Raw genomic sequence first — 1,087 nt, 5'->3', positions numbered from 1 at the left:
GCGGTAAAGCCTGGCCCTTTCTGGATGGTGAAGGCAATATTTATGGGATGTTCGTGATTGAAGAAATCAGCCAAAGCAAAAGTCTTTTTTTTGCCGATGGCGCACCCCGTAAGATTGAATTTACCCTTAAATTAAAACGGGTCGATGATTCGCTCTCGGCGATGTTTGGTGATTTAAGTGAACAGATTAAGGGACTTTTCTAATGCACTTTTTAAACACGGAAAATATCCCTGCGTTTGCGCTAACAGCAGGCAGTAAAAATATTAATCCGCTGATTGAAGGCCGATTGATGTCACTGACGCTGACCGATAATCGGGGATTTGAAGCCGACCAGCTAGACATTGAGCTGGATGATAGTGACGGCAAACTGGCCTTACCGCGACGCGGGGAAACGCTGACCCTGGCACTGGGCTGGAAAAACGAAAGACTCATCCCGAAGGGGAAATTTATTGTTGATGAAATCGAATACAGTGGCGCGCCTGACCGTCTGACATTACGTGCGCGAAGCGCTGATTTTCGCGCGACCCTCAACACGCGACGTGAAGCCTCTTATCACAATAAAACGCTGGAAGAAATTGTGACCACCCTTGCTGGTCGCAATCAGTTAACCCCCTGCATTGATGCGGCGCTTAAGCCTATCCGAATTGCCCATATCGACCAGACAAATGAATCGGACGGCGCGTTTTTAATCCGACTAGGACAGCAGGAAGGCGCGCTGGCGACGGTGAAAAATGACCAGCTGTTATTTATCGCGCTGGGGAAAAGCCAAACCGCCTCGGGTAAAGAAATACCGACCATAACCTTAAGTCGAAAAGACGGGGATAATTATTCGTTTTCACTGGCAGACCGCAGTGCCTATACGGAGGTGATTGCCAGTTGGCTAGATACCCAGCAGCCTGAAAAAACCCACACCGTTAAAATCACACGCAAAAAGCCTTCTGCGTCAACAAAAAACAAACAGGGCGATTATTTTATCGGTGAGGACGGCAATGTACTGGTGCTCTCACACACCTACGCCAGTCGTGCCAATGCGGCTCGCGCGGCAAAAGCCACCTGGGCAAAAATTCAACGCGGTATCGCCCGCTTT

2 protein-coding genes are annotated in these 1,087 nt (G+C 49.1%); both read left to right on the top strand.

All coding sequences use genetic code 11. The annotated features are described in order from the left end of the window. The coding region (locus CBG25_RS03000) for a phage tail protein (RefSeq protein WP_290604427.1) at nt 1-203 on the top strand (203 nt) is incomplete at its 5' end. Next, the coding region (locus tag CBG25_RS02995; RefSeq protein ID WP_290604425.1) for a contractile injection system protein, VgrG/Pvc8 family at nt 203-1,087 on the top strand (885 nt) is incomplete at its 3' end. The genes CBG25_RS03000 and CBG25_RS02995, both read left to right, overlap by 1 nt.

It is taken from the genome of Arsenophonus sp. ENCA, from assembly GCF_002287155.1.
Lineage (GTDB): Bacteria > Pseudomonadota > Gammaproteobacteria > Enterobacterales > Enterobacteriaceae > Arsenophonus > Arsenophonus nilaparvatae.
Note: the sequence above shows the minus strand (reverse complement) of the source record. Positions and strands in the feature narration are given on the sequence as shown.